General features: G+C 42.4%; 4 protein-coding genes. All 4 read left to right on the top strand.

The window, feature by feature from the left end; all coding sequences use genetic code 11:
- A partial coding sequence (locus IQ229_RS13905; protein WP_194044617.1) for a glycosyltransferase family 2 protein occupies positions 1-709 on the top strand: 709 nt, incomplete at its 5' end.
- A 359-nt stretch (positions 710-1,068) separates the two neighbouring features.
- Entirely contained in the window at positions 1,069-1,833 is a 765-nt protein-coding gene (locus tag IQ229_RS13900; RefSeq protein ID WP_194044615.1) for a DUF502 domain-containing protein, read from the top strand.
- A gap of 217 nt (positions 1,834-2,050) precedes the next feature.
- Entirely contained in the window at positions 2,051-3,100 is a 1,050-nt protein-coding gene (locus IQ229_RS13895) for an adenosine deaminase (protein WP_194044613.1), read from the top strand.
- Between the two features lie 253 nt (positions 3,101-3,353).
- Positions 3,354-4,625: DNA mismatch repair endonuclease MutL (gene mutL / locus IQ229_RS13890; RefSeq protein WP_194044611.1), on the top strand; the 1,272-nt coding region annotated here is incomplete at its 3' end.

The raw sequence follows: 4,625 nt of genomic DNA, 5'->3' as shown, positions 1-4,625 counted from the left end.
GTCTATCCCCCCGAAGCATCAATGGGTTTACATTCTCGAAGCTGACGAGCGTATGACACCAGAACTGTTTGCGGAATGCGAAAAGGCAAATCAGAATCCAGACTACATCGGTTACTACGTGGCTGAACGCGTCATGTTCATGAATCATTGGATTCGTTACAGCACACAGTATCCCCGTTACCAAATGCGACTCTTCCGCCACGGTAAAGTGTGGTTTACAGACTACGGTCATACTGAGCGAGAAGTTTGTGAGGGTGCAACTAGCTTTTTAAAAGAAACATACCCACACTACACTTGTAGCAAAGGTTTGAGCCGCTGGATTGACAAGCACAACCGTTATTCTACTGACGAAGCTCAAGAGACTTTGTACCAACTAGAACAGGGGAAGGTGAACTGGCAAGATTTATTCTTTGGCAAATCGGAAGTCGAAAGACGGCGTGCCCTGAAAGATTTGTCTTTACGTTTGCCCGCCAGACCGTTGCTACGGTTTATATATATGTATTTTATCTTAGGCGGATGTTTAGATGGACGTGCCGGAGTTGCTTGGTGTACATTACAGGCATTCTACGAATACCTGATTTTGCTCAAAGTCTGGGAAATGAAGTATCTACCAAAACCTAATTTAGATACAACAGCAATTTTGGTACAAGAGAGTACGCAACAGGTGCAATGCGCGGATTCTGAAACTACACAGGTTGATGCGGCGTGAAGAGGGCTGGAGATTAGAAGGATTTCTTGTATAGCGATCGCAAAATCATAGGGCGCACAGATGTGCTACACAGATCCCTGACTTCGTAAAAGTTGTCGGGGATCTTGTTTTTCATAATTCAAGGCTAGATAAAACAGACTTCCAACGTCAGAACTTGCAACAATCATTTACAAGTCTTATAAAGAAAAGTAACATCCTCTAAGAATAACCAGTCGCCATCGGATTGGTTAGTGTCTATGTGTATGCTTATAGGAAAATAGCTGATTTCCAGCAGCAGGAAACTTGCTAACGTTTTAGACAGTTACTTGCGGCAGAATCTGCCAAAGTTAAAGCCTTCGGAATTTGACGAATCTGCTGGTATGGATACGAATAACAAAAGTTCCTCTAGCTTAAAACAGGAGAATCGGGGCTTGGTAATCGATCGCCTAAAACAGGACTTAAAAAACGACCTGATTGCTGGTTTGTTGGTAATAATTCCCCTAGCAACCACTATCTGGCTGACAATTACCGTTGCAAGTTGGGTAATCAACTTTCTCACCCAAATTCCCAAACAATTGAATCCCTTTGATGGGTTAAACCCGTTTTTAGTAAATATACTTAATTTATTAGTAGGCTTGGCTGTACCACTACTAAGTATATTACTAATGGGCTTGATGGCTCGAAATATAGCTGGGCGCTGGTTGTTAGATTTTGGTGAGCGATTATTACAGGCAATTCCTTTAGCAGGGCAGGTATACAAAACTCTCAAACAGCTTTTAGAAACAATACTGAAAGATTCTAATGGCAAGTTTCGCCGAGTAATTTTGGTAGAGTATCCTCGCCGAGGAATTTGGGCGATCGCTTTTGTTACTGGTGCAATCAGCAGTGATATCCAAGCCCAGATGTCTCGCCCTGTACTAAGTGTTTTTATCCCCACCACGCCAAATCCGACTACCGGATGGTACGCAGTCGTTCCTGAAGACGAGGTGGTGAACCTTTCCATGTCGATTGAAGACGCCTTTAAAATAGTTGTATCAGGTGGCATTGTCGCCCCCAATACGCCTTTGGTTTTTTCCAACGAGTCCACATTGGAAGTGAAACACGAAGAAATCAAGCAGCAGGTTATTCCCGTTGAAGAAACGTGAAGAAGGCAGGAGGTTGGAATAAAGAATAGCAAATCGCACCCCATCTAATTCCAAGCCACCAAATCGTTCGCGCCGTTTCTCGGTTGGAGTATTTGTTGAAATTCAGATGTAGGGAAACCTCTACTCCAAAGAAGTTGAAGCAAAATTTTTTTGAAGACAGATTTTTCTTTCGATGTTTTTGTTACAATCATTGAAATTTTTACCTAAAAATACCACTATGGCTTTATACGCTGAATTACATAGACATCTAGGCGGCTCGGTCGTACCACGAGTTTTATGGCGATATTTCGAGCGGCATTCTTCGGAGTTAATTTCCCGCTTTACTGACTATTCAGATTTTGAAGATTTTTATACCCGCCCACGTAACACCCTAGATGAGTATCTAGAATTACACACCTTGGTAGAAAGTGTGCAAACTGTAGAGACTTTGCCTTACTTTATCTATCGTTTGGTGCGTGGTGCTTACATATTTGAAAATTTGGCTTATCTGGAACTGCGCTACACTCCTTATTTGCGGACACCTGAGCATCTGAGTCAATCTGCAAGAATTGATAAGATGGCAGAAATTGTGCGAGTAGTAGGACTTGCCAGCCAGCAGCCAGAATATCCGATTGTTACTAGCCAAATTCTCTGTATGCATACGCGCCTACCTTATGAGGTGAACAAGGCGATTGTTGATTTGGCGGCACAAAATAAGCAGTATGTCTGTGCAGTAGATGTAGCAGGAGGTGATAGTTATTACGCCGATCGCTTAGAAGAATGGATTAGCTTATATGATTATGCGCGATCGCAGGGCGTTAACACCACGGGACATCTATATGAAACCACTGCTGGTTGTTACCCAGAACTATTACCATATTTGATGCGGATTGGTCACGGCATTCAAATTCCCCTACTATATCCAGAGCTACTTAATGATGTGGCTAGACGCGGACAATGTTTAGAGGTTTGTCCGACAACTTACCTAAAAACTGGAACTTTGCAAGATATACGTCAACTCAAATTAGTTTTTGACCGTTGTCTTGATGCTGGGGTTGATATCGCTATCTGTACTGATAATGCTGGATTGCACAATGTGCGTCTACCGTTTGAGTATGAGAATCTCTTAACTTACAACATTATTAGTTTTGCACAACTACAAGCTTGTCAAGATGCGGCTTTCCGTCATGCTTTTGCTTGGCCTTACAGTCAACGTCCTGCATCACTGTTGAACGGTTTGCTCAAACCTGAACCAGCTAAAATTTTGTCCATGAGAGATAGTAATTAACGAATCGCCTAAAGATATTCATAAAGTAAGGTGATTTAATGTTAATTAATGTTGCAATTACTAATTTTTTCTGATGCCATAGAAAAAGTTGTAATACATAATAGATATCTTGCAAAATTAATGTTTTATAAATTAAACCACAGATGTACACAGATAATTTATCAGTGTTTATTTGTGGTTCTTTTGTTGCTGAGAAAGGATTCTTGCTAGAAGTCGTATATAGCGTGCCCCCAGAAGTTATAAACTATAATTTATGGCATCTACTATTCAAGCTCTACCAACAGAAGTTGTATATCTCATTACAGCTGGAGAGGTAATCGACTCTTTAGCCTCTGTGGTGCGGGAATTGGTAGAAAATTCCCTAGACGCAGGTGCAACGCGAATTGTGGTTTCTCTGTGGCCGCAGCAATGGCGAATTCGGGTGGCAGATAATGGCTGTGGAATGAACCTAGATGATTTGCAACAAGCAGCCACAGCCCACAGCACCAGTAAAATTCGCTCTAGTGCCGATTTGTGGAAAATTAATAGCTTAGGGTTTCGTGGTGAGGCATTACACAGTTTAACCACTCTGGCAGATTTAGAAATTTTGAGTCGTCCTCTGGGGGGAAATTTAGGATGGCGGATAATTTATGGCGATGGCGGGAAAGTTGTACAAGTTGAAGCAACTGCGATCGCACCTGGTACAGTAGTTACAGTTTCTCATCTTTTCGGTAATTGCTCATCACGTCGTCAGGGATTACCCACAACAGCACAGCAAATGAAAGCTGTGCAAGCCACAATTCACCAAATCGCCCTCTGTCATCCCCATGTCACCTGGCAGATTTGCCAAAATGACCGTCAATGGTTCACCATTTGTCCGGCTGCCACAACTGGACAACTACTACCGCAAATTTTACCGCAAGTGCGACAAGGTGACTTGCAAGAAGTAAAACTCGAAATACCCAACCCACTAAATTCAGAACCCCTAACTCCTAACTCCTCACTCCTCACTCCCCACTCAGCACTCAGCACTCAGCACTCAGCACTAAATTTAGTGGTAGGATTACCCGATCGTACTCATCGTCATCGTCCAGATTGGGTACGTGTAGCCATTAACGGCAGGATGGTGAAGACACCGGAACTAGAGCAAACGATATTATCAGCATTTCACAGAACATTACCACGCGATCGCTATCCAATTTGTTTCTTACATCTTGCCATTTCCCCCGATCAAATTAACTGGAATCGCAATCCAGCAAAAACAGAAATTTACCTCAACGAAATCATTTATTGGCAAGAACAAATTACCCAAGCAATTAACCAAGCACTCAGCATTTCTTCTAATAATCTCAAAGAAGCTGTCCACACAACACGAGTTAGTAAATTACTCAAAGCCGCAGAAGCAAAAGGCAGCTACAATTTCAATTCTCAAAATCCTAACGAAAATCCCAAAACTCCTAACTCCTCACTCCCAACTCCTAACTCCTTAAAAGCTGTCGCTCAAGTTAGCAACACCTATATTGTGGCGGAACATTCAGGTGGTATG

Origin of the sequence: Nostoc cf. edaphicum LEGE 07299, assembly GCF_015207245.1 — a bacterium.
In the GTDB taxonomy this organism is placed as follows: domain Bacteria; phylum Cyanobacteriota; class Cyanobacteriia; order Cyanobacteriales; family Nostocaceae; genus Nostoc; species Nostoc edaphicum_B.
This window is presented reverse-complemented; position numbering and strand designations above follow the sequence as displayed.